Annotated in this window: 14 protein-coding genes and 1 pseudogene; 11 read left to right on the top strand and 4 right to left on the bottom strand. The window is 67.0% G+C overall.

Going from position 1 to position 24,530, the window contains the following annotated elements:
• Nucleotides 1-115: 115 nt before the first annotated feature.
• Nucleotides 116-2,347 (top strand): YfhO family protein, encoded by a 2,232-nt coding sequence (locus tag GobsT_RS15420; RefSeq protein WP_157506916.1) that lies wholly within the window; start codon nt 116-118, stop codon nt 2,345-2,347.
• 24 nt (nt 2,348-2,371) lie between these two features.
• Here GobsT_RS15420 and GobsT_RS15415 read toward each other — a convergent pair whose 3' ends face one another.
• Nucleotides 2,372-3,796, bottom strand: coding sequence for a TIGR02996 domain-containing protein (locus tag GobsT_RS15415; RefSeq protein ID WP_010046075.1), 1,425 nt, complete (start codon nt 3,794-3,796; stop codon nt 2,372-2,374).
• 137 nt (nt 3,797-3,933) lie between these two features.
• On the opposite strand from GobsT_RS15415, the gene GobsT_RS15410 reads away from it, so the two are divergent.
• The 7 genes from GobsT_RS15410 (at nt 3,934) to GobsT_RS15380 (ending at nt 17,671) form a co-directional block, all read left to right on the top strand.
• Nucleotides 3,934-4,509 (top strand): NADH-quinone oxidoreductase subunit J family protein, encoded by a 576-nt coding sequence (locus GobsT_RS15410; protein WP_010046074.1) that lies wholly within the window; start codon nt 3,934-3,936, stop codon nt 4,507-4,509.
• A complete protein-coding gene (gene nuoK / locus GobsT_RS15405; protein WP_010046073.1) occupies nt 4,506-4,820 on the top strand; it encodes an NADH-quinone oxidoreductase subunit NuoK in 315 nt (104 codons plus the stop codon). Before GobsT_RS15410 ends, nuoK begins: the two co-directional genes overlap by 4 nt.
• A 127-nt stretch (nt 4,821-4,947) precedes the next feature.
• On the top strand, nt 4,948-7,506 hold the full coding sequence (locus GobsT_RS40800) for an NADH-quinone oxidoreductase subunit L (protein ID WP_010046072.1): 2,559 nt from the start codon (nt 4,948-4,950) through the stop codon (nt 7,504-7,506).
• A 147-nt stretch (nt 7,507-7,653) separates the two neighbouring features.
• Entirely contained in the window at nt 7,654-9,531 is a 1,878-nt protein-coding gene (locus GobsT_RS15395; RefSeq protein ID WP_010052741.1) for a complex I subunit 4 family protein, read from the top strand.
• 463 nt (nt 9,532-9,994) lie between these two features.
• Nucleotides 9,995-10,846: a TIM barrel protein gene (locus GobsT_RS15390; protein WP_010036847.1), complete on the top strand. Its 852-nt coding sequence runs from the start codon at nt 9,995-9,997 to the stop codon at nt 10,844-10,846.
• Between the two features lie 621 nt (nt 10,847-11,467).
• Entirely contained in the window at nt 11,468-17,110 is a 5,643-nt protein-coding gene (locus GobsT_RS15385) for a hypothetical protein (RefSeq protein WP_029600752.1), read from the top strand.
• A gap of 144 nt (nt 17,111-17,254) precedes the next feature.
• Entirely contained in the window at nt 17,255-17,671 is a 417-nt protein-coding gene (locus GobsT_RS15380) for a LysR family transcriptional regulator (RefSeq protein WP_010036845.1), read from the top strand.
• A 192-nt stretch (nt 17,672-17,863) separates the two neighbouring features.
• Here GobsT_RS15380 and GobsT_RS15375 read toward each other — a convergent pair whose 3' ends face one another.
• Nucleotides 17,864-18,955 carry a DUF1559 domain-containing protein gene (locus GobsT_RS15375; protein ID WP_033197990.1) on the bottom strand — a complete coding sequence of 364 codons (1,092 nt, stop codon included), beginning with the start codon at nt 18,953-18,955 and terminating at the stop codon, nt 17,864-17,866.
• Between the two features lie 163 nt (nt 18,956-19,118).
• Nucleotides 19,119-19,598 (bottom strand): YpsA SLOG family protein, encoded by a 480-nt coding sequence (locus GobsT_RS15370; RefSeq protein WP_010036843.1) that lies wholly within the window; start codon nt 19,596-19,598, stop codon nt 19,119-19,121.
• A 102-nt stretch (nt 19,599-19,700) separates the two neighbouring features.
• Between GobsT_RS15370 and GobsT_RS41055 the strand changes: the two are divergent.
• From GobsT_RS41055 to GobsT_RS15355, 3 genes and pseudogenes are all read left to right on the top strand, one after another.
• Nucleotides 19,701-20,018: pseudogene (locus GobsT_RS41055) on the top strand (DUF1559 family PulG-like putative transporter); the annotation flags it as partial.
• Nucleotides 20,019-20,683: 665 nt separating this feature from the next.
• Nucleotides 20,684-21,013 (top strand): hypothetical protein, encoded by a 330-nt coding sequence (locus GobsT_RS15360; RefSeq protein WP_010036841.1) that lies wholly within the window; start codon nt 20,684-20,686, stop codon nt 21,011-21,013.
• Nucleotides 21,014-21,158: 145 nt separating this feature from the next.
• Nucleotides 21,159-22,313, top strand: a complete 1,155-nt coding sequence (locus tag GobsT_RS15355; protein ID WP_010036840.1) for an AI-2E family transporter — start codon at nt 21,159-21,161, stop codon at nt 22,311-22,313.
• A 210-nt stretch (nt 22,314-22,523) separates the two neighbouring features.
• Here the strand turns inward: GobsT_RS15355 and GobsT_RS15350 are convergent, their stop codons facing one another.
• The gene (locus tag GobsT_RS15350; RefSeq protein ID WP_010036838.1) at nt 22,524-24,401 is read right to left on the bottom strand and encodes a DUF1549 domain-containing protein; all 1,878 of its coding nucleotides are present in this window, start codon (nt 24,399-24,401) and stop codon (nt 22,524-22,526) included.
• Between the last annotated feature and the right edge of the window lie 129 nt (nt 24,402-24,530).

The following is a 24,530-nucleotide window of genomic DNA, read 5'->3' as shown; positions in this document are numbered from 1 at the left end:
GCCGCGTGAACTCGATTCGCGCGGCGATTCCGACGCGCCTTTGCTCCCCTCAAAGAGAGGGGTTGGGGGCGGGTCGTATTTCTTCCGCTTCGTGCGCCCCTATCTCGTCCTCGCCTTGCTCTGGGCACTGTACTTTCACCCGCTGATCCTGCACCCCACGCAGACCATCTACGCGCCGTATTCCGACCTGCTCGCCGAGCACCTGCCCGTCAAGCTGTTCCTGAACCGCGAGTGGCGGGCGAGTGGCGAGTTGCCGCTCTGGAACCCGTACCACTTCTGCGGGACGCCGCTCGTTCACGACCCGCAGGTCGGAACCTTTTACCCACCCAACTTCGTCGTACTCGCCGTCCCGGAACACGCAGTCGGGGCGGCGGTGTCGTGGGGCGTTGCGCTTCATGTGCTCGCCGCGGGGGCGCTGGCGCTTGTGTACGCCCGCGCCCGCGGACTGAACGAGCCCGCGAGCCTCGTTGCGGCGATCGGGTTCATGCTGTCGTCGAAGTGGATGACGCACCTGCTGCTCGCGGGCCACACGATCACGGCCGGGCTTACGTGGCTCCCCCTTCTGCTACTCCTGATCGAACGCGCGATTGATCGCCGCGGCACGCGCGCGGTCGTGTGGGCGGGTGTGCCCCTCGCGCTTCTCGGACTCGGCACCCACCCGCAATGGGCGTTCTACGCAACCGTTTTCGCGTTCGTGTGGACGTATCGGCGCGACGCTCGTGGTCGGTGGTTGGGCTGCTGGTTCGGTGCGGCCGTCGTTGCAGCGGCCCTGATGGCCGTGCAACTGCTTCCGGCTCTGGAATCGGCACAGTATTCCGCGCGAAGTGACGGAGTGGACGCCAGCGGGGCGCTCGGCATCGGGCTCCAAACGGCCGTGCGGCTGATCGGGCCGGCGTTGTCGTACTCGCCCCCGCAGGCGTGGGAAATGCAGGGGGTATTCGGCGCGTTCTGGCTCGTTGCGGCGGTCGCGGCGCCGGTCGTGGGCGGCCCGCGGACGCGCTGGCAGTTCGGTGTTTTCTGCGCCCTTGTGCTGTTCGCACTCGGCGGGGCCGCACTGATCGACTGGTTGCCGGGTTTCAACCTGTTCCGGGTGCCGACCCGGATGCTGCTGATCGCGACCTTCCCGCTCGCTTTTCTCGCGGGGGTGACCACCCAGGCGCTCACGGAATCGCGGTGGGCGCTGAGCGCTCGGGCGGCGGTGTCGCGCGGGTTCCGGCGCGTGGTGCTGGTCCTCGTCGCCCCCACGATCCTCGGGCTGTGGTTCAACGACGGCCCCGTGTGGTGGGCGTTCGTCGCTTACTGGGGCGCAGCGGTGCTGGCTCTGCCGCTCTTCATCCGCACTCTTCAGAACACCGGCACCAGCGGCCGTCTGCGGACCGCCCTCTGGTTCGTCATTCTCTTGGCCGAGTTGATTGCTCCGATTGCCGTTCTGCCGCAAACGAAGCCGCAAGCGGAACTGTATCCGTCGTCACCGGTTCTGGATTACCTGAGAGAGCAACCGCAGCCGGTCCGCGTTCTCGATTGGGACGTTCACAGTGAGGGCACACAGACCTCCCTGCTGGGGACGGGCGCGCCGCAGGCGATGGTTCAGGCGCTCGGGACGCCCCGCGGCTACAACCCGCTCGACGTGCGCCACTACCGCGAGTTCCTCGCGTTCGCGGTCGGGGACGACCGGCCGGTGCGCGGGAACAGCCCCTACGCACAACAGGTGATGCCGAACTTCGAGGTCGGCGAGCCGCACGTGTTCGCGCTCCTGCGCGTCACGCACCACGTTGCCCCGGTCGGAACGCCCCCGCCGCCCGGGGATTGGCGCGTGTGCGCGCGCGACCCGGCCCCGCCGGCGGTGGTTCCGCTGCTGCCGGGCACGCCGCCGACACTCCCGCCCCACACGCTCCGCGAGTTCACGCCCCCGAAACCACGAGCGTGGATCGTCCCGCACGGCGAACGTCTCGAAGGTGCGCCGTTCGCGGCACTCAAAACGTGCGACTTCGACCGCACGGTGCTGATCACCACGCGCGCACCGCTCCCTCCGATGGCGGGCACAAAGCCGGGCGCCGCGCGAGTTACGCATTACGGCCCGAACCGCGTCACGACTGAACTCGACGGCTCGGCGGGGTGGCTGGTTCTGTCGGACGTGTGGTTCCCGGGCTGGACCTGCTTCGTGGACGGCCGGGAAGTCGAGGTGTCGCGCGCGAATCACGCGTTCCGGGCGGTGCCAGTGCCGGCCGGGTCGGCGGTCGCGGAGTTTCGGTTCGAGCCGCGCACGTACCGCCTCGGCTGGTGGGTCAGTGTGGTCGCCGCCGTCCTCATGCTCGGGCTCGGTGTGTGGAGCGCCCGCCGAGGTTGACCAATCTTGAATCGACCTTACTCGTCACAGCTTCACGCGATCGCCGAACCGCGCGCGCAGCGCCGCCGCACCGCCGGCCGTGATGCGATTGTCCCGCAGGCTCAGCACGTCCAGTCCGTCGAGGTGTGGCGACCCCGCCAGGGCTCGCGCGCCGGTGTCGCCGATCCGGTTCTGCCACAGGTCAAGAATCGACAAATCCGCTACGTTCGGCGAAGACGCCAACGCCGCGGCCCCTGCATCACCGACCGTGCAATCGCGAAGAATCAGTTCGCGGAACCGCGGCAGGTGTTCGCAGGCCGCGAGCGCCCGCGCGCCCTCGTCCGCGATCGGGTTCATCGACAGGTTCAGCCCCGGGCCGTGCAGCCGGCCCAACAGCGGCGAGCGCGCGAGCGCGACCGCACCGCGGTCGCCGATGCCGGTGTTCTGCACCTCCAGCACGTTGAGCGTCTGTGCCAGTGGCGATTCAACGAGTGCAACCAGCCCGTCGCACCCAAGTCCGTTGCGGTACGCGACCAGTGATACGAGCTGTCGAAGGTGTGGCGCGTGTGCGAGTTGCCGCACCCCGGCCGCCGTGAGTTGCGTGGCCGACACGTTCAGCGCCGAAAGGTTGGTCAGCGCCGCGGACGACAGGAACGCGGCGTCGGCGTCACTCAGCGCGGCCCGCACCGCGAGCCGCTGCACGTTCGACACATTGGCCCCTGCCATCAGCCGCAGGAACCCGGCGTCGAGTGCCGGGGGGAACAGGACCAGCTCGCGGACCAGTCCGAATTTCGCACTGCGGAGTAGCCGGCGGCACCGCCGCTCGTCGGTGTCTCCCGGGTCCGGACGGGGGCGCAAGAGGGTCGGGAATTCGGCCGCGCCCACGGCGAGCCGGACGCCGAAATACGGTCGCATCGGGTCCGGGAGTGCGAGCCGTTCCAGCTCGCGCGATGCGGCCACATCGACGCACGCCTCCTCGGTCCAGGCGGCCAGGGGCGACGCGAACCACGCCCCCAGTTCGGGGTCGTCGACCGTTTCGGCGCGCAGGTCGATGTTCAGCAGCCCGCGCGTGAACCGCCACGGTTTGAACGGGGTCAGCGGTTCGAAGGTGAACGGCTGCGGGGGCCGCGCGGCGGCGAGCTGTTGGGCGAACCCGAACACCGGGTGCGTGAGTTCGTGGAGCCGGCGCGGGAGCGAACCGAGCCACCCCTCCGCGTGCGCCACCAGCAGCCGCCGCTCCTCGGCGCGGAGGGCCGCAACGTGCCCCTCGTCGCAGGTGGGCCGGGCGAGTTCGACCTGCACGCGCAGCAGCGCGGCGCGCGCCCGGGCGTCGCCGGGCGACGGTAGACCGGACACGTCAGCGTGTTCGTCGAGCCAGTCCGCGAGCACCAGCCGCGGGGTGTCATCGGCCGGGGCCGCGCGACAGCTCGCGAGCAGCCCGAGCAGGTCCGGGTTCAGCGGTGGGGGCACGGGCAGTTCCCTCTGACGGCCCCGGCGCCGGCGTGAAACGGCGGCGCCGGGGCGGAATATCCTTGCGAGCGGGCGCGCGGCGGTTTATCCCTATTCTTGCAGCGCGAACAAGAGGCCCTCTCCCAACTGTCCGCCCGATGTCGTTACCGGTTATTCTGTTCGCCGTGGTCGGCGCCGCCACCTGCGCTTCCGCACTTGGTGTGGTGGCCGCGCGCGACGTGGTGCGCATGGCGGTGTGGCTGCTGTTCACGCTGGTCGGCGTCTCACTGATCTACTTCTTGCTCGGCGCCGAGTTCGCGGGCGCCGCGCAGCTCATCGTGTACGTCGGCGGCACGCTGGTGCTGGTCGTGTTCGGAGTGATGCTGACCGCACACGGTCCGCTCCGTGAACTGCGGACTCGGCGCACCGAGTGGTTCGTCGGCGGTGCGCTCGGCGTCGCGCTGTTCACGCTCCTGGCGGTCGTCTCGTTGAAGCTCGGCTCCCCGACCGCGGGCGAAGATCCCCTTCCCGGCCCCGGGCCGCTCGGGATGAGCTTTCTGGGCGCCACCGACACCAGCCCGAAGGGAGCGGTGAGCGGGACGCCGACCGGCGGCGTGGTGCGAACCCCGACGGCGTACCTGTTGCCGTTCGAGATCGTGTCGGTTCACCTGCTGGTGGTGCTGGTCGGAGCCGCCTACCTCGCCCGCGCGAAGAGGAAGCGACCCCAGGCATGAACGAACTCGGCCTGACACCGTTCTTGCTGCTCTCCGCGTTCCTATTCGCGTGCGGGGTGGTGTGCGTGACCACGAAGCGGAACGCGATCGGCGTTCTGATGGGCGTTGAGCTGATCCTGAACGCGGCGAACGTGAATCTCGTCGCCTTCGCGCGCTTCAACCCCGCGTTCCGGCTCGAAGGTCAGGTGTTCGCGCTTCTGGTGGTCGTACTCGCGGCGGCAGAGGCCGCAGTGGCACTGGCCATCATCCTGAACTTTTACAACAACCACTCCACCGTGGACGTGGACGAAGCAAAGAACCTCCGGGGGTAGTGCTGGGGGCTTGGTGGCTGTGCTTGGTGTTCGGTACTCGGCCTCGGCGCGGGATGCGGCCCTGGTGTGAAGAGAAGCTCCGAAACACTGACACGAAACGCCAAGCACCGAGCACCAAACACGAGCGATGCTCGACTGGTTTCAGGTCGTTCCGGGTCGGCTGTACGTGCTCGCCACGCTGCTGCCGCTCGCCGCGTTCGTGCTCCTGCTCGTCGCGGGCGCGGTGCGGGCGCTGTGCCGCCCGTTCCGCGACCAGAGCGGCTTCGGCGGCCGTCTGTATTGGCTGTACGGCGGAGACGCGCCGCTCAAAACCGGCGCGTACCTCGCCACCCTCCTCATCGCCAGTTCGGCTGTACTCGGCATTGTTGGGCTGGTGACCCTCCTGACCGACTCTTCGACCGGCGATCAGCGGGCGGCACGCTGGTCCGAGCGGGCGGACTGGGTCCGCCTCGGGCCGCTCGATTCCAGCCCGCCACCGGTTTGGGCTCGGCAGCACGCCGCCGACCCGCTGCTCCCCACACCCAAACCGGCGCTCGCGCTCGAACTGGGCTACAAGGTCGACGAACTGACCGCGGTCGTGTTCGCGATGGTCACGGTGATTGGGACGCTGATCTTCGTGTTCTCGCTCGGCTACATGAAAGACGAATTGCAAGAGGGGGTAATAGTCGACCTACACGCCCCGCTTCCTGTCGGCAGGGGCAGCGAAGGCACAGCGGAATTGAGCCACGCAACCGATACCCGTGACACGCATTCCCCCCTCCCCTTCAGGGATGGAAGTCCGGGGGGTGGAGGTCGGCCTTCCACCCGCCGCGGTCGGTTCGGGCGGTTCTTCCTGTACTTGTCGCTGTTCAGCTTCTCGATGCTGAACCTCGTCATCGCGGACAACCTGTTTCAGGTGTTCGTCGGTTGGGAGCTGGTCGGGGTTTGCTCGTTTTTCCTCATCGGGTTCTACTACGAGCGCCCGAGCGCGAGCCGGGCGGCGAACAAGGCGTTCATCGTGAACCGGGTCGGCGACGCCGGGTTCCTGATCGGCATCCTGATCGCGTGGACGTATTTGGGCACCCTCAACTTCGACGAGATGGCACGGCGGGTGCGATCGCCTCAACATGGGGACCGCCTCACGCACGCCGAGAGTCCCGAAGACGCCAACCGGTTCGTTCGAGTCGATCCGAACAGCATGTCCAATTCTGGTAGGAACCAGCAGTACGCGCTCCCCCAGAACAGGACGCCGGGGTCACACCTCGCTTTGTTCCCGCTGATCGAACCCGATCCTTTCGGCAGCACTCAGCCGGACGGCAACAACTGGACGGGCAAGCTGTCAGTGCCGGCGGTTGCGACGTACACCACATACGGCGTACTGCCGTATGGGCTGTTCGTTCTGATGGGAATCGGCATCTTCCTGGGCTGTGCGGGCAAAAGCGCGCAAGTGCCGCTCCAGACGTGGCTCCCCGACGCAATGGAAGGCCCCACACCCGTGAGCGCACTCATCCACGCGGCCACGATGGTCGCGGCGGGTGTGTACCTCGTCGGTCGGTGCTTTCCGCTCTTCGCCCCGGAGGTGCTGCTGACCGTCGCCTACATCGGCGCGGTCACCCTGTTCATCAGCGCCACAATCGCGCTGGTCCAGACGGATATTAAGCGGGTGCTGGCGTACTCGACGTGCAGCCAACTCGGGTTCATGATGCTCGCCCTCGGGCTCGGCGGGTGGGTTGCGGGGTTGCTGCACCTCATCACCCACGCGTTCTTTAAAGCCCTGCTGTTCCTCTGTTCGGGGAGCGTGATTCACGGGTGCCACCACGAACAGGACATTCGGAAAATGGGTGGGCTCAAGTCGAAGATGCCCGTCACCGCGTTCACGATGCTCGTCGGCGTGCTGGCGATCTCCGGCGCGCCGCTCCTGAGCGGTTGGTACAGCAAGGACATGATCCTCTCGACGGCGCTCGGCTACGTCTCGCTCCATCCCGCTCACGCCCTCCTGTTCGTACTCCCGGCCCTGACCGCGGGGCTCACCGCGTACTACATGTTCCGGCTCTGGTTCCTGACCTTCACCGGAACGCCGCGGGACACGCACCTGCACGATCACGCGCACGAATCCCCGCGCGTGATGACGCTTCCGCTCGTCGTACTGGCGGTGTTCAGCGTTGGTGTGGCGTGGGGTTGGCCGGTGTGGAGCGCCGAAGCGAGCTACATCGGGTCCGTTCTGCATAAGGCCGAGCCGGCTGCGGTCCGAACGGATTTCGCCCTTGAGAAGTCGCAGGAGCACAAGCTACACCTGTACGCGGGAGCCGTCGCCCTCGCTACGGCTGTGTTCGGCGCGTTCCTCGCGTACCGAACCTTCTATCGGAGTACCCCGGCTCACGCGGCGCTGCACGCAACCGGCCCCGGCTGGTACCGCTTCCTGCTCGGGAAATGGTACTTCGACGAAGCCTACGACGCCGCTCTCGTCACCCCGACCCTCCGGCTGGCGCACACCGCCGCGATGGTCGATAAGCGCCCGCCGGAATCGTCGCCGAACGGGTTCGACTTTTACACCCTCGACGGACTTCTGAACGCCATCGGGCAAGCGGCGTCGCGCCTTGGATCGCTTTTGCGTGGTGTGCAGACCGGGTTCGTGCGGTCCTACGTCCTCGCGCTGGCCTTGACGGCCGCGCTGTTGTTAGGGATGCTCGCGGTTCTGGCGAAGTGAAAGGCCGGGTTACACCGCAGAGGGCGCGAGAGGGCGCGGAGAAAAGGCAACAAGAACAAAGCCGTGGCTGTCGTTGTTGTTTCTCTGCGCCCTCTCGCGCCCTCTGCGGTGTAACCCGGCCTTTCTGCTCTTCTTGAAGGCTAAGGAATGGCCGAGTCGGACCTGACGTGGCTGTCGCTTCTCGTGTTCTTGCCGGCCATCTGTGCGGCAGGTTTGCTCGTCCTGCCGTCGCGCTGGCCTGAACTGCTGCGCTGGTGGGCCACGTTCGGCGCGGCCGGCACACTCGCGCTGTCGCTGTGCGTCGTGGTGGGGTACTATAACCTGCTCGACCAGCACCTCGACGCCAACGGGATGCCGCGGCACTCGGTCCGCACCCGGCTCGACAGCCGGGCCGATAAGGCGGCCAGCGACGCCGCGCAGCCGATTCCCAAGAAACTCGACCCCAACGACTGGATCGCCCGGCGGGCCTGGATCGCGCCCTTCAATGTGCAGTTCGCGCTGGGGGCGGACGGGCTGAGCCTGCCGCTCGTGGTGCTCACCGCGCTGGTCACGCTCTTGGCGATCGTCGCGAGCTGGAAGATCGAAGACGGTGTGCGCGGGTACCTCGCCTTGCTGCTGCTGCTGGAAACCGGCGTGATCGGCGCGTTCCTCGCGCTGGACTTCTTCCTGTTTTACGTCTCCTACGAGTTGATGCTGCTCCCCATGTACGTCCTCATCGGGCTGTGGGGCGGCAACAACCGTAAGTACGCGGCGCTCAAGTTCGTGGTGTACACACTACTCGGCGGCGTGTGCCTCCTCGTCGCGATGATCGCCCTGTACTCGGTGAACGCGCGCGACTTCGTCGATCAGGCGGAAGTGAACCAGCGGGCCGCCGACGTCCAGAAAAAGCAACCGAACCTCAAGCCCGAAGAAGCGGCGGAACAGGTTGAGGTTCACACGTTCGATTTCGTCACGCTCTCGAAAGTGGGCCGCGCGGTGTCGCTGGTCCTGAGCGGGCAAGAAGAGCGTCTTGCCGTTAAAACCGCGACGGTCGAAGTGCCCGGCCCCTCGGATGAGGCGAAGCAGGTGCGCCTCTTCGCACCCGGCGTGGACCGTGACGCCGCCCTGGCCCGGCTGAAGACGCAGCCCGTTTGCACCAAACGGTTCCAGTACCTCGTGTTCGTGCTGTTGTTCCTCGGGTTCGCGGTCAAGGTGCCGATCGTTCCGCTGCACTCGTGGCTGCCGGACGCGCACTTCGAGGCGCCGACGCCGGTCAGCATGATCCTGGCGGGCGTGCTGCTGAAGCTCGGCGGCTACGGGCTGGTGCGGGTCGCGTTTCCGGTGTGCCCGTGGGCCGCATCGGAGCTGGCGTGGTGGATCGGGCTCATCGGGGTGATCGGAATCGTGTACGGCGCACTGGTCGCGATGGGCCAAACCGATTTCAAGAAACTGCTCGCGTATTCCAGCGTCAGCCACATGGGCTTCGTGGTGCTGGGTCTCGCGAGCTGGGGTTCTGCCGCCAACGCTCAATATTGGCAGTGGGGCGTGAGCGGCGCGATGTTCCAGATGGTCGCCCACGGGATCACCGCATCGGCCCTGTTCTTTATCGTGGGCGTGGTGTACGACCGGGCGCACCACCGCGACCTGAACCGGTTCGGCGGCCTGAAGGAACCGATGCCGTTCTACGCCGGGCTGAGCGCGATTCTGTTCTTCGCGTCGATGGGGCTTCCCGGGCTGTGCGGGTTCGTGGGCGAGTTCTGTGTGTTCCTGGCCGCGTGGAACTTCTCTCCCGGCCTTGCGGTGCCGGCCGTGCTGAGCGTCGTCCTGACGGCCGCGTACCTGCTCTGGACGTGGCAGCGGGTCTACCTGGGCACGAACCCCGCAACCAAAGACTTCCCCGAACTGACGCCCCGTGAGGCGGTGTGCCTCGTGCCCTTCGTACTGCTCGCCATCGCGCTGGGAATTGCACCGAGCCTGTTGCTGTTCAACTGGATGGAGCCCAGTGTGGCGGGCTGGATCGAGAACCTGGCGCCGCTGAAACCGTAGGCCCGGGGGGAAAACTCCGGGCGATGACCCGCCACCCACGGCCCGCGTCTGGTCATCATCGCGTTCGGCACCCGGGGTTTCACCCCGGGCTATGACCCGTGACCCCGTTGGGGTCAGAAGACAACGATTCGCGCGGCTGTGCCCGACTCTTCGACCCCAACGGGGTCGCGGGTCATTGCCCGGGGTGAAAACCCCGGGCTACCAGAAGCAGCGCTTGCCTCGCGCCGGTCACAGGGTTAATCTTCCCGCATCGGCTGCGTTTAACTCGCTGCCATGCAGCGGGACGATGTTGCGTCGTCCGGGCAAACACCATCACACGCTCCGCACCACAGATTGAGAAGTTGACGAGGCCCGATCATAACGGCTCGCCGGAGACCCCGGCGGGCCGTTCCTTTCCCGGAGTTGTAGCGCCGAACCGCGTGCGCGTGTGCGCAGCTCGGCGGCACTCCCCACAGGAGCCGCGATGACCGCCGACGAACCGAAAACCAAGCTCAAGGGCCGGGTGAACCACTCGGTCGCCTTCTGGTGCTTCAACGCCCGCGGCGAGCAGTGGTCCGCCGAGAAGGTGTGCAGCGTCACCCGCGACCTGGGCGGCAAGGCGGTCGAGCTGATCGACCCCTCGGAATGGCACCACCTTAAGAAGTACGACCTCGTGTGCGGGCTGGCGGCCAACGGGATGCCCGGCGCGCCGTTCATGCGCGGGTTCAACAACCCGCAGTTCCACGACGAGGTGATCACGACCACCTCGAAGACCATCGACCAGTGTGCCGACGCGAAGTTCCCGAACGTGATCGCGTTCACCGGGTACAAGTGGGTCAACCCGGACGACCCGAAGTCCGGCACCATCACCCCAGATGAGGCGTTCTACAACTGCGTTGCGGGTCTCAAGAAGCTGGCGCTGTACGCGGAAAAGAAGGGCGTGACGGTGTGCCTGGAGCACCTCAACACGCGCGACGACACGGACCCGATGAAGGGGCACCCGGGGTACGGCGGAGACGACCTCGAGTTCGTCGCGAGCATCGTGAAGGCGGTGGGCAGCCCGCGCGTGAAGCTGCTGTTCGACTTCTACCACGTGCAGCTCATGCACGGCGACCTGATCCGCCGCGTCGAGCAGCACAAGGAGCTGATCGGCCACGTTCACACCGCGGGCGCGCCGGGCCGGGGCGAACTCGACGAGAACCAGGAGATCAACTACCCCGCGGTGCTCCGGAAGCTCGTGTCCACGGGCTACACCGGGTTCGTCGGTCACGAGTTCATCCCCACCCGCGACCCGCTGGCCGGGCTGAAGCAGGCGATCGAGACCTGCGACGTGTGACCGGCTCCCGGGGAATAATTCGGCCACTGCGGCGTCGAGTGAGGTAGCAACCGGCCGGGCGCCCAGTCCGGGCGCCCGCCGGTTCGCGAGTCGAACCCGCTTCGGGTTCCGGCGGACCTCGGCATGGAATGGTGCTGCGGACTGGCGGCCGTCGTGACCGTCATTGCCGTCCTCGGTCACGGCGCTTGGATGGTCGCAGTAACGGTTCTGAATGCCCTCTTCGGAACCCGTCCGCGCGCCGACGAACACCGCTCGTTCCGCTACTGCCCGGGGTGCCGCGCCGCCCTCTCGCCCACCGACCGCTACTGCCCTCAATGTGACCTCGACTTCGACAGCCGACGTGCAGCGGATTTGCACCGCGTACGTGTCGCCGAGCGGGAAGTTCAAGCTCTGATCGACAGTGAGGCCCTGGACGCCGCCGCCGGTCGTCCCGTTCTGAATCAACTCAACGCCCGCGCCCGGAGCCTTCAAAGGCTTCCCGCAACACCCCCGCCCCCCACCCGACCCCGTCCGGCTCGTCCCGCCGTTGCGAATCCGCCCGAACCGGTCGCGTCGATCAGCGCCGTCAAACCGCTCTCCCCGGCGGCCTCGGTTCCGCCTGAACCGCCTTTACGCGTACCCGTGGCACCGAAAGAGCCGGAACCGCGCCGTGCGGAGCCGTCCAAGGAGCCCGCACAACGGTTGCCGGGGTTCCTCGAAGCGCACAACATCCTTTGGGGCGAGTTGGTCGGTGGGTTGCTCATCGTTGGTTGTTCGATCGCGCTGGTGGTCACGCTCCGGCAGACGCTCGAAGCGATCCCGTACTTCCAGTTTTTGCTGTCCGCGGCGGTGACGCTCGGGCTGTTCGGCGCGGGCCAGTACACGCTGCACCGGTGGAAGCTGCGCGGCACCAGCCGCGGGATGCTCGTCATCGCTCTGCTGCTCACCCCGCTCACGCTCCTGTTACTCGCGGCGCCGTTCACCGAAGGCGCGCACTGGGCCGTCGATCTGGCAGTGAAAGCGCTGGCACTGGCGACGTTTGTGGGAGTGGTGCGTACCGGCGGGCGGGATCTGATCGGGACCCAGCACCTGCCCGGGCCGGTGGATCGCCGCTGGCTGCTGTCGCTCGCGGTGATCGGCGCCGCCGGGACACAGCTTCTTCCCGCCAACCTCGTGTCACCGTGGCTCCCGCTGGCGTGCTTCGCGGTCGCGTGCGGGGCGACACTCGGCGGGCTGTCGTGGTACGGCCCCCGGCGTCGCGACGAACCGGTTTCGGACCGGAGCGGCACGGCGGTACTGATGTTCGTCGGGTTGGCCGCGTTCGCGCTGTCGGCGGCATGGGGGCTGTACGCCGTGCGCGACGCCCTGGGCGACGCCGCACGACTTGCCGCACGGCTCGCCGATCTCGCGGTTCCGTTGGCCCTGGCGGGCGTTCCGGTGATCGAATCCGGGATACTGGTGCTGCGCCGGGTCGCGTCCGGCGGGCTCCGCGCCGCGGGAACCGCGGTGGCGCTCGCGGGGTTCGGCGCGGTCACGACCGCGCTGGCGCTCGCGTGGCCGGACCCGCTCGCACTTCTGCTCATCTCGAGTGCGGCCGGGGCGCACCTGACACGCGTCGCGTTCCGCGAGCACCTCTCCTGGGTCCAAGCCGGCGCGATCCCGCTGTTGGCCCTGGCGGCAATGCTTGGGTACCACGGCCTCGCCGGTAACTGGACCAACCCTGCTGGACTGATCGCGGCGTTTGAGGCGCCCGTGAACGGGGTGATACTCGCGGGGTTCGCACTGGCGCTCGGGTTGCTCGCCGAGGTGCTGGCGCGGCGTGGGTCCCACCAGACCCGGAGTTACGCGACCGGCGGACTGTGCGTCGGGGCGCTTGGACTGCTGATCGTGAGCTGGAACGGGCCGGATCACCCCGTGACCGCGGCAGTCGTTCACGGCGCGCTCGCGCTCGGGCTGATCGCGAGCAACTACCGGTGCGAGCGCCGGGCGGTCGCGTCCGCCGGGTTGTGGGTCGCGCTGGTCGGTACGCTCTGGGCGCTGTGGGCGCAGGCGCCGCGCCAGCCCGACCATTGGGGATTTGTCATCGCAGCCGAGGCGGCGTTCCTTGCCCTCGTCTCCGTGGCAATCCGGAACGCGCACCACACTGCGACCGCCCTGCTCCGCCGCGCCGGGCGGGATGTAGCCTTCGGGGCGAGTGTGTTAGCCCCCGTGTTCGCAATCAGTTCACTGGCACCCGATTCCGCGTGGCACACCGGAACGCTGTTCGCGCTCGCGCTCGCCTTCGTCGCGCTCGCGCGTTTGACCGGGGGGCCGTATTTCACCTGGGCCGGTTCACTGGCGGCCCTGTTCGGGTGCCTGCACCTCGGTGTCTTCACCTGGGGCGCAAAGCCGGTACTGGTGTCGATCGAAACGGCCGTCCTCGCGCACGCCACTTTCATGACCGCCGCGGCGGTGCTGTGCCGCCGACAGGCCCGTGTGTTCGGCGACCCGTTCCGCTGGTCCGCGCGACTCTCGACGGCCCTTGCAGTCCCGCTACTGCTCCCGTGGGTGGGTGGCTACGCGGGCACGTTCGCGGTACTCGCGGTGTGGCTCGGTCTCCTGTGGCTCAGCTTCTCGTTGTTGTGGCGCGAGCGCGGCGGATTCTCGGCGTTCCAGGCCGCGGTCACACTCGCGGGGCTGCTGACGGCTCTGGGGTGGGCCGAGCGCCAGGATTGGTGGGCCGGAACGGCTCCCCTTTCTGATGCGCGTGTGCTGTGTGCGTTCGGGTACGCTCTCGGGCTGCTGGCCATCGGCTGGTCGCTCGCGCGGCGCGCCGTCCGGCCGGTGCCTCGTGCCCGTGAGCTGTGGTGCGACGACCCGCTGTCGCTGGAGCGGTTCGTACTCGGTGCAACCGTACTTGGGTTTTTGTTAATCACGGCCGCGGCGACGGCGCCCGGGATAGCAGCGGAATTACGCCCGCTGGCTTGGCGTCTCGACAGGCTGGCGGTACCCGCGCACGCCTTCGATCAGACAACGTTCGGCCTGCTGTTCCTGCTCGCAACGGCGGTCGGGGTGGCGTGGCGGCTGTCAACACTCGAACGCGACACCGATGTCCACGCGCTCGGCCTCGCACTGGTCGCGCTCGCGGCGCCTGTGGTCTGGGCCGGGACGTTCGCCCCCGAGGTCGCGACGGCGTCGGCCTTGCGGTGGGGGCTCGCCGGCGCGTTCCTCACGGGGACGGGACTGGTGGCTCTGCGTACGTCTGCACGGCGTTCGGCAGAGGCGCTGGGTTTCATCGTGCGCCCTTCGCCGCACTTGCACCTAGTCCTGCTCGCGGCGCTCGCGACGGCGGCCGGCGCCGTTGTGGCACTCTCCGGGCTCGTTGCCGAACTCGGGTTGAAGCGGTTGGAACCCGGCGGGCCGCTCGGCACCTCCGCGTTCGCCCAGATGGGAGCGCTCACGTCTAACCTCGTGCCGCTCGCGCTGGTCGTGGCCGGGCTGGCGGTCAGCGCGGCCCGCGAGCGATCGGCGGGTTATGCCCTCGCGGGCGGAGTGGTGTTCGTTGCTACCCTTACCGCCGAATACGCGCTGGGCGTCGTACTCCGCGGGAACCCTCTGAACGATACGGAATGGGTTCACCTCGCGCTTGTGCTCGCCAGTAGTGCGGCGGTGTGGGCCATGGGCTGGCTGTCGGTCGAGCGCCGCGTGCCGGGGGGAACTCTGCTCACCGTGCAGGTGCTGATCGGATTCGGGGCACTTCTTGCGGTGTGCTTCGGGCCGGGAACGCGCATCTTCACGCGCCCGGACTTACCTCTGGCCGTTGCCGTCGAGCCGCTAGGTGTATTCGGCTGGGGAGCGCTCGTGCTGGTCGCCGGCGCGGGCGTGTGGCACGCACGCCGTAAACAACCGGAAGCCGTTTCACTGATCCTGGCGTTCTCCGGGCTGCTCGCGGGCGTCCTGGCCGCCTCGGCGGCGCGCCGGTGGGACGAGCCCGGCCGGTGGCTGTCGTTCCATGTGATGGCGCTCGCGTGGCTTGGTGTGAGCGGGGCTTTCCTCGCGACGATCAAGCACGTCAAACTCGGAGCGTGGTGGCTCACCTGCTTCGCGGCGCTGCTCGTGCTGTGTGCTCTACGCGCCGGCGAGTTGGACCCGTGGCGCCCGTGGCTGCCGGCCGGGCTGGCGATCGGAGCGGCGGTCGCGCTGGGAGCGGTCTCGCTACACACTCGAGCGCTTGCGTTCGCGTACACCTCTGGGTTGGCGATGAACCTGGCCGCGCTCCTCGTGTGGGTCGCAGAGGGACCCAGAACCGTGTCCGGGTTCTTCCTCACGAACGCGACTGGCTTTGGTGCCGCGATCGCCGTGTGGGGCGTCGTTCGTGCCCGAAAGCGCGCGGCGAACGATTCGGCCCCCTGGCTGGAACCACTCGACGGGGCACTCGTCCCGGCGCTCGCGTTCCTTCTCGCTGGTCTCGCGCCCACATTCACCGGAGCCGGGTCCGATCCTGCCGGTTTGAAGTGGGGAGCGCTGGGAGCGATTGCGGTGGCGTGTGCGGTGGGGCTCTGGGACGCGCGTGCGCGGTTCGCCCGGCCGGCGCTGTTCGTGGCCGGCACGCTCGCGGTACTGCTCACCGTGTGCGACTTGGAGCCGCAAATCGTTAGTGAGTGGGCGCCGCGACCGGTGTGGAGCATCCCGCTGACCGCTCTGGCGCTCTCTGCATACGCACTCGGTGTCGCGTGCTTGCGCCTCGGGTCCGACCGATTCGTTGGGTCGGTTCTCCGGTTACCACAGTCTCCTCAGGCGCAGTGGCCCGCGCTCGGGCTGTCGCTGCTCGCCACGGTTGCGGTCGCGTTTGGGATACACAGCGGACTTACCTCGGCGGAATTGCTGTCCCGGTGTGCGAACTCGGGCGCCGCAGCGCTTCTGGCGATCAGCTTCGCGGTGCTGGCCCGGACTTACGCCACCGAAGTCGGGAATGCGCTCCGCATGGCAGCCGCGGCTCTTGTGGTGTGGTGCCTTGCGGCGCTCGGGTGGGCGGTGCCGGACCCAACACCCCCGCACGTTTGGCTGCACCGGAACGCGTGGCTGTTCGTCGCACTGGTGATCGCCGCCGTGGGCGGGAGCGTGGCGGTGCCGCGTGTGAGCGAACACTGGCGCCGGGTGGTGCGCATCGTCGGAGGATGGGCCGCGGTCGCGGCGTTCGTCGTGCTGGGCCTGAACCTTGTGCAGCAGGTGCCGGTGTTTGATCCCGTCAAAGGCCGCACGCCACTTGCGCGCGAGGCCGCCCTCGCGATACTGGCCGCGGTCGCGAGCTTGACGGCCCTCGCCCTCCGCTTCGCACTGAAACCAGACCGTGACCCGTTCGAGCTGCGTCCGACGCGCCGCACCGCATACGTGTACATCGCGGAATTGCTGGTCGTATTGTTCTTTTTGCAGATCCGATTCAACGTGCCGGGGCTGTTCCGGGGGGAGCTTGCGAAGTTCTGGACGTTTGTGGTGATGGCGCTCGCCTACGCGGGCATCGGGCTGGCCGAGTTCTTTGAGCGGAGAAAGGTCGAGGTGCTCGCGCTGCCGCTCCGCCGCACCGGCGCGCTGCTCCCGCTGGTGCCGCTGCTCGCGTTCTGGGCGAAGCCGTCGGCCCCCGTCTCCGAGTTCGCACGCGACACCGCTCCGGGACTGGAGCCGATCCTCGGTTACCTGGAAAAGCTCCCGCAGCACTTCGATACCTACGCGTGGCTGTGGTTCCTCGCGGGCGGCGTTTACGGGTTGGTGGCGCTCTCGAAGCGGTCGTTCGGATGGGCGCTGCTCGCGGCCCTGGCGACCAACGCGGCGCTGTGGGCAGCCCTTACCCACGGCGACGTACCGTTCTTCGTTCACCCACAGGCGTGGGTGATCCCGCTCGCGCTGATTCTCCTGGTGTCCGAACACATCAACCGGCACCGGCTCTCGCCCGAGGCGTCCAACACGATGCGGTACGCCGGCGTGGCGATGATCTACGTCGCCTCGGCGGCGGACATGTTCATCGCGGGCGTGGGGAAGTCGAGGTGGTTGCCGGTGGTCCTCGCGGCGCTGTGCGTGCTCGGGGTGCTGGCCGGCGTGCTGCTCCGGGTGCGTGCGTTCATCTACCTCGGGGCCGGGTTCCTTCTGCTCGATGTGTTCGCGATGATCTGGCACGCGGCGGTGAACTTGCAACAGACGTGGGTGTGGTACGCGTCGGGCATCGTGCTGGGCGTGGCGGTGCTGGCGCTGTTCGCGTACCTGGAGAAGCGCCGCGGGCACATCGAGCAAGAGCCGAGCGAACGCGAGTGAAGTCGGGCACTCGGCCGCAGCGCACGGGTGTTTGGCGCGCTGCGGGCTGGTCATCGCGTTACCACGACCACATGATTGGCTCGGGGCGCCGGTCGCGGTAAATTGGGAACCCGCACAACAACTGTTGTTCAGACGGGCCGTGCTGTGGCCGAACGTGTGCCGTCGGTGTCAACGGATCAGGTCGCGGCGCTGGTCGAGTTGGCACGCGCCGGGAGCCTGCGCACCGCGGCCATCGGGCTGCACCTCACCGAGCAGGGGTTGCGCAACCGGCTCGTCGCGCTCGAAACGGCCCTCAAGGTGCCGCTCTACCACAAGCAGCGCGGGCCGCGTCGGCGGTCACCGCTCACACCGCAAGGGGAACTGTTCCTGCCCCATGCGGTCGCGTTCCTCGAAGCCGCCCGGCGGTTCGGCGAACGCGCCGGCGACGGCCCGCAAGAGATTCACGTCGCGGCCACACAATACCTGACGATGTACGCGATGCTCGACGCCGTCCGCCGGTTCCACCGCGCGTTCCCGGCGACCCCGCGTGCGCCTCAGCGCCCGCACCGAGCGCGACATTGAGGACGCGTTGCTCCGCGATCCGGACCTCGCGTTCGGCGTCGCGGCGCCTTACGAAGGTGCCGCCGGGATCGAGTACCGGCACCTCTTTTCGCTCGAATGGGGGCTGATCGCCCCCCCACCCGCTACTCAAGAAGCGCGCGCTGACCTTGTCCGACGTGAAAGATGTGCCGCTGATCGTGCAGGGTTGGCGTGTCAAAAATCGTTCCCGCCGGTGACCTCGCCGCCCGCCCGTGTCGCGAGCCCGCGCCACACTGCGATCGGGATCGAGTCGCGCACGAACCGAACACTTCCGTCCGCCAGCGCGACGTTAACTCCGCCGGCGAACGGGCTGCGCGCCGAGAACCACCCCTGTCCGTGTCCGGCCACGTCGGGCGTGGAGCTGTTCGGTGTGAGGGCGGCGTTGAACCCGTTCGTATACGGCTGCCCCCAGATCCACGACCCGCCCCGGTTACCGGTCCAACTCGTGGCGGCCGTCGCGTCCGCGGTCTTGAGGACCGGGTTCAGCCCGCCCGGCGCCGTTCCGACGGCGCTACGTCCGGCACTGGCACTCGCGTACAGGCGGCGCCGCTGCTCCGGGGCCAAGGCCGCGTATGCCGTACCGGTAACGCTCGCGTTCGTGCCGCGGAGGATGTCCGCCATCATCAGCGTGTTCGAAGTGCCGTCGGCAACGTCCGTGAGGCGCACCCGCGAGCCGGACCAGAACAGCCCGTCCGACGGGAACCGGAGGTCGGTGCCGTTACTCCGCGCAGGGTTGTTTACGGCATCGTTCGCATCCAGCCCGGACCCGATGTTGACGGCGTAATTGGTGCCCGCGTGAGGCGCGCCGCCGGACATCGCGTAAACGGGGTCCTGGCCGTCGGCGGGGTTCAGAAACGTCTTCACCGGTGTCACGGCGGTGGACGCGAGGGCGGCGTTGAACGTGCCGAACGGCGCGCTGCCGAAGAACAACTGCTGGGTGTTCGGTTCGAACATTCGCCCCAGCGGCTCTTGCTCGATGTAGGGCAGGATGAAGGCATGTACCGAGTAGCCGTAGGACGCCACCGACGACCCGGTCGGGGCCGGCTGGTACCCGGGGAGCCGCTCGTTCGCACTGTGGAAGTTGTGGCACGCGAGCGCGAGCTGCTTCAGGTTGTTCTGGTCGCTCATGCGCGCCGCGGCCTCGCGCACCTTCTGGACCGCGGGGAGCAGCAGGCCGATCAGAATCGCGATGATCGCGATCACCACCAGCAACTCGATCAAGGTGAACGCGGCGCGCAACGGAGAACGAACCGTGGTAGAAGTCACGTCGGGTACCCTCGACAAGCAGCAAATGTGCAACTCGAACGAGATGATAAATAGTTATACTTAGTATTTCAAGCAGTGTGTCCGTGAAACTTACAACTCGAAGTGCGCGCGGGCGGAACCGGCCCACTTGGGCCGGTTGCGGTGACGAGCGTAACGAGGTCGGTCAGATAGGGCGGACGAGTTGCGCGAACACGTCTGCGAGAAATGCCGTGACGAACGCCTCAATGCCCGGCGACGTGCGCTCCGAGTTGCCGGCCACGTTTAGCACGTGCGGGTCGTGGTGCCGGAGCCATTCGACGACGGTTGCGACCGTTTCGCCCCGGCCGGGTGTGACATCAAGGTGCGGGCGCCCGTACCGCTCGATCATTTTGAGCGTGAGCGCTTCGCCGGGCGACGCCCAGTCGGTCGCGAAGCGAAGGGTGGCGTCGGATTCCTTCACGTTGAGCGCGGTGCGCGGCGGGTATCGAGGGCTCTCGTGCTCGCGGAGCCCGTAAAGTGAGGCGAACTCGGGGCGCTCGCCGTCATGGGCCAAGAAACCCTTCGGCATCCACCCCCCGGTCGCGAGGCCGGCGGCCTTTGCGGCTACGAGTGCGGCCCGGTCCGCACCGGTCTGTCCGCCCGAAATCACGCGCACCAGCCTCATTACGCCCCCGTATACGTTGCCACAAACGAATTTCGCACTACCACGTTTCAGGCCGTTCAGCGGAGAATGATAACCGGACGCCCCACCCGAACGGAAACCGAGATGCGCTCCCACCCTCGCCGTCCTGCGTTCACCCTGATCGAGTTGCTGGTGGTGATCGCGATCATCGCGATTCTGATCGGCCTGCTGCTCCCCGCGGTCCAAAAGGTGCGCGAGGCCGCGGCGCGCATCAAGTGCGCCAACAACATGAAGCAGATCGGGCTGGCCGTACACCATTACGCGCTGGACCACGACGAGCGGTTACCCCCTGCTGGTCGGGACGGCGTGTACTGGGGGCCGTTTGACGACCGCGTAGGCTACGCCGAACGGCCGCTGCCGGATTACAACCCGACCCGCGCGATGCTGTGGCCGTATCTGGAGGGCAACGCCCAGGTTTTTCAGTGCCCGAAAGGGCTCGACGCACTCCCCGGCAGCCCGACCTTCGGCCAGTCGCTGCAACTCAGCTACGCGCTCAACAGCGTGATCGGCGGCCCGGCCGGACAGCGGTTAACGGATGTGGCCAACGGGAATGGCACCAGTCAGGTGCTGTACGTGTGGCAGCACTGCCGGTCCCCACAGTGCGCGACCAACGGGACCTTACCAGCCGGGTTGGCTCCGGGGCTTCCCTGGCCCCCTGATGACGCTGACTGGATCAACCATTACCCCGAGAACCGCCACACCGGTGTGTTCGGGGTGCTCTTTTGTGACGGCCACGTTGTACCCATGCGGCGTGCCGGGCTGGCATTAGCGATGTACTACGTGCGTTGAATCGCGTGGCTGGCAGTGGTTTGACCCGCGAGGGGCATTTGACTTCGCACGTCGTTCCGTGAAAAGTTGGCGAATCTAAATCGACTGTTCCGCCCTACTTTTCCTGATTCCGACACTCATGATTAGAAAGTCGATGAGAAAAGGATGAATCGGCGAGCCGATGGTTGCTGTGGTGTGTTGGGTTACTTACGATTGCCCCCGGTGGGGTAGCCGCAATCGTGATCGCACCCCGGCGACTAACGCCGGGGCCGGTCAGAAACCCCCTCAGGAGTTCCCACATGCGCAAGTTGATGATGGTCACGCTGTCCCTGTGCCTCTCGGCCGGGATTGTAATCGCTGCCGAAGGGTTCGTGAGCAAGGTCGACGTTGAGAAAATGAAGGTCACGATCGACGACAAGGAGTACACCGTCGACAAGGACACCAAGATCACGACCAAGAGCAAAACCGAGTCCAAAGAATCGGACCTGAAGGCGCTGGCCAAGGCCGCTGAGCGCAAGGGCAAGGACGGGAAGGTCGGCACGAAGGTGACGTTCGAGGCCAAGGAATCGAAGCTGACCTCCGTCGAGTTCCGTGGCGGCGGTGGCAAGAAGGACAAGAGCGACAAGTAAGGTAGCTCACGGCTCATGCCGAGGCCCGACCGAACGGTCGGGCTTTTTGCGTTTTACGGCTGCTTGTCCGCGCCGGCTCCTGGCACCTGATTTGCTTTGGCTGAGGCTCATCACTGGCAATTAGCCGCTGACGAGGAGTCAAATAGTGCGCCACGGTCATCCGCCCTCTGCTCTCACGACCGGACAGGAACACGAAGCAGGTCAGCAACTCGTTCGCGAGGAAGGTCCGGCGGCAACCGGCGAGCGGCTCCGGCCGTACGCCCTTGCGGCGCTCACCGCGCTGCTGATCGGGCTCAGTGCCGCGCTCGCGGTCCCGTTCCTGCCGGCGCTGACCTGGGGAGTTGCACTGGCGATTATCGCGTGGCCGCTCAGTTCGTGGCTCCGGAGGGTGACTGCGAACCGCACCTGTGCTGCGGTCGTGGCCTCGGCCGTGGTGATTCTCCTGGTCGCGGTCCCGAGCGGGTACGTCGCCCAGCAGGTGGCGCGCGAGGTAAGTTCGTCCACCGAGCAAGCGCAACAGGAGGCGGTGCAAGGCACGCTTCGCGAGCGGATGCTAGCTACGCCGGTGTTGCGCGACGCGGTCGCGTGGGCGGAACGGCCCGAGGTGAACCTGGAAGCGGAAGCGAAGAAAGCAGCCCGCGAATACCTCGGCAACGGGATGTGGCTGGCCCGCGGATCGGTCGCGTTCCTGCTCCAACTCGCCATTGCTATTTACATCCTCTATTACTCGCTCCGGGACGGGGATCAATTTCTCCGCGCCGCCCGGCGGTTGCTCCCGGTTACGCCCGAAGAAGCCGACCGCGTATTCGATCGCGCCGGCGGCTCGGTCCACGCGAACCTGTACGCGTCTCTCGTCACGAGCGCGATCAACGGGGTGAATGCCGCGCTACTGTTCTGGGCAACGGGTCTGCCCGCACCGATTCTGTGGGGTGTGGTGGTCTTCGTGGTGAGTATGCTGCCGGTCGCCGGCATCTTCCTCATCTGGGTGCCCGCGGCCGCGTACCTCGCGCTTACGGATCACTGGGGAGGTGCCGTCGCGCTGGTGGCATGGGGCGTTGGGTCGAGTGTACTTGTGGACACGCTGTTGTACACGTGGCTCGCGGGCGGGCGGATGCGATTGCACCCGGTGCCGGCGCTGCTGTCGTTCATCGGCGGGCTGGCCCTTTTCGGTGCATCGGGCATCGTCCTCGGGCCGGCTATTCTCGCCGTGACGGTGGCGGTGCTGGACGTGTGGCACACCCGCACGACCAACAGTCCTCTTCCGTCGGTCGAAGGCGCCGCGAGCACGGGGACGACGTAGAAGCGACGAGGCTTAGGCCCCTCTTTCTAGGTTCCGCCGTTGAACGAATGGTGCGGGGCTTTACGAGGTGTTGATCGAATGTGCTCGCCGCGGGTAGGTACTGAAGTGCGAGCCGACGCGGATATCTCCGCTCAGCGACGCCGCCCCGCGACTACCTGTCGCGGGGCGGCGTCGCTTCCGTGGTGGCGCGGCTCGCTGTGCCGGTTTCAATCAGTGATTTAGCATAAACTCGTTCGTGTTGAGCAGCGCCCAGAATACGTCCTGGTAGTACGTGATGTCGTCTGGGTTGGCCCCCGGGACGGGTACGGGACCGCTCTTGGGCGGGTTCGCGCCCTTGCCCCCGGACGACGCGCTGCCGCCGCTCCCCAGCGTGATCGTCGCGCGCCCGGAGCGGATCTGCTCGAGTTTCGCCAGTTCTTCACGCGTTGGGTGCCGGCTCACGGTCATCAAGAACAACTCGTCGTAGATGGGCGACGGGGTGCCGCGGTGCTTTTTCACCACGTCCGCGACCACGCCCTTGTCGCGGGTGGTCCCCACCTCGTTGTTGAGGTCCTTGCCGTTCATTAGGAGCAGCGCCTGAACGACGGTCCCGTTGAACGTCGTCTCGTTGCCTTCGTCGTCGCCGAAGTTGCGGACCAGCTTACCGGTCCAGCTCGCCTTCAGGGCCTTGTACTCGGCGTCCTTGAGCCGGGACTCGGCCCGCGTCGCCAGCGAGAGCGAGTCGAACAGCACCTCCGGCGACAGTGCTTTCAGCGGCATGCGGGCGAAGAACGGGTCGAACTTGGGGTCGGCCTGCCCCTTCAGTGCGACGTGGCTCAGTTGGTACACGTCGGAGGTGCAGAGCCACTCCAGGAGCTTCTTCGTGTCGTGGTTGTACTGCTTGAACTGCTCGCCGAGGTAGGTGAGCAGTTCCGGGTGAACGATCTCGTTGTCGCTCTTGAAGTCGTCAACGGTGGCGTCCTTCTGGAGCCCGCGGCCGAACAGGTGGCCCCACATCCGGTTCACGAGCGCCTTCTCGAAGTTGTCGTGCTGGACGACCCACTCGGCGAGGGTCTGACGACGGGTCTTGGCCGTCGCCGGCGCTGAGATCAGGTTTTTCGTGGATTTCTCGCCCTTCTCGGACTGAGCCAGATCTTTCAGCATCACCGGGTAGGTGGCTTTGCGCTGGCCGTCGCGACGCTCGTACAGCACCATGCCCTTCTTGTTCCAATCGGGCATCTCGCGCAGCTCGACGTAGTTCGCCGTCGCGGTCTGCTTCTTCTGCATGGTGTTCTGTGTGCCGACCTTCTCCGTTTGACGGAAGAACGCGTTGACCCCCCAGAAGTCGGCCTGGAGCCACTCCTTCGCCTGCGGGTGGTCGTGGCACTGGGTACACTGGGTCTGAATGCCCAGGAACATTTTGGTCACACGCGACGTGACCGGCACGTTGTCGTACTTGCCGAACTCGCCCAGGTCGACCTTTTGGCCCTTCGCGTCGGCCTGGATCGGGTCGCCGATGTGTCGGAAGACGAAGTGAACGGCACCGTTGTCGTTGCTCTTGCCGGTCGCAGTAATCAGGCCCGTAACGAAGTCGCGGTACGGAACGTTGTTATCGAGCTGATCCTCCAGCCACATCATGAACTGTTCGCGGTAGATCGGGTCCAACCCGCTGCGGGTGAGCAGCCACACGGACCAGATTTCGGCGAAGTTGCGGGCGTAGGCCGCCGAGTAGTCGATGGGGAATTTCGACAGCCCGGCGACCGCGGTGACGGGCCGGCCGTTCGACTTCGGGGCGTACTTCCTTTCGTTCAGCAACCGCTGGACGAGCCGCACGCGCTTGTTCGCCGCGCGGTCCTGCTCGAAGTCCCGGATCTCTTCGACCGTCGGGATGCGCCCGATGAGGTCGATGAAGACCCGGCGCATGTACTCGTGGTCGCTGGCCTTCGCCGCCGGCTTGGCTCCCGCCGCTTCCCACCCCTTGGCGATGAATTCGTTGATTTTAGCGGTTTGGGGCGAGATGCCGCCGGTCAGCGGCTTCGGTTCGTCGTCAGCGACCGACGGCCCGGCTGCGACCAGCAGCGCACCGAGCAAGAGCAGGTAGCGGGTCATTCGCCTTCCCCTGGAGGGTGGAATTCGTCAATGAGCGATCCCGTTGCGGTCCGGGACGGGTAAACTGTGGGGGTGGTTGTTCCGGTAGTTTAGACCAGTGAAACGGCAGCGGTCTACCGTTTTTCACTT

The organism is Gemmata obscuriglobus (genome assembly GCF_008065095.1).
Classification (GTDB): Bacteria; Planctomycetota; Planctomycetia; order Gemmatales; family Gemmataceae; genus Gemmata; species Gemmata obscuriglobus.
This window is presented reverse-complemented; position numbering and strand designations above follow the sequence as displayed.

What these genes read in the sequence shown, in the direction of transcription:
- GobsT_RS15390 (WP_010036847.1), top strand. Translation starts at nt 9,995, where the DNA reads ATGACCGCCGACGAACCGAAAACCAAGCTCAAGGGCCGGGTGAACCAC.
- GobsT_RS15360 (WP_010036841.1), top strand. Translation starts at nt 20,684, where the DNA reads ATGCGCAAGTTGATGATGGTCACGCTGTCCCTGTGCCTCTCGGCCGGG.
- GobsT_RS40800 (WP_010046072.1), top strand. Translation starts at nt 4,948, where the DNA reads ATGCTCGACTGGTTTCAGGTCGTTCCGGGTCGGCTGTACGTGCTCGCC.
- GobsT_RS15350 (WP_010036838.1), bottom strand. Translation starts at nt 24,401, where the DNA reads ATGACCCGCTACCTGCTCTTGCTCGGTGCGCTGCTGGTCGCAGCCGGG.
- nuoK (WP_010046073.1), top strand. Translation starts at nt 4,506, where the DNA reads ATGAACGAACTCGGCCTGACACCGTTCTTGCTGCTCTCCGCGTTCCTA.
- GobsT_RS15395 (WP_010052741.1), top strand. Translation starts at nt 7,654, where the DNA reads ATGGCCGAGTCGGACCTGACGTGGCTGTCGCTTCTCGTGTTCTTGCCG.
- GobsT_RS15410 (WP_010046074.1), top strand. Translation starts at nt 3,934, where the DNA reads ATGTCGTTACCGGTTATTCTGTTCGCCGTGGTCGGCGCCGCCACCTGC.
- GobsT_RS15370 (WP_010036843.1), bottom strand. Translation starts at nt 19,598, where the DNA reads ATGAGGCTGGTGCGCGTGATTTCGGGCGGACAGACCGGTGCGGACCGG.